At 42.6% G+C, this 251-nt stretch carries 1 pseudogene; it reads left to right on the forward strand.

Annotation, left to right across the window (positions count from 1 at the left end):
* Positions 1 to 251 (forward strand): annotated as a pseudogene (locus tag ACY2RT_RS15470) (hypothetical protein); the annotation flags it as partial.

Below are 251 nucleotides of genomic sequence, written 5' to 3' on the forward strand. Positions count from 1 at the left end.
CATGTTTATCGCCGTCTTGGTTTTGGTGCATCACAAGCCGATGTAGATACTGCGCTTGCACTCGCTCCTGGTCAATTCATTGACAATCTAGTAGATGCTGCTTTTAATCTCCCCCCTACACCAGCTCCTTTTTGGGGTAGTTATGTTGTAAGTGATTTTACAGATTTTGAGCCTGAAGATGAACAATATATAGCTGAATGGCGTTTACAAAGTGGAAACGATCTCATTTCAGAAAAGCTTAGAGGCAGGCT

The organism is Ulvibacter sp. 2210JD10-4 (genome assembly GCF_058148525.1).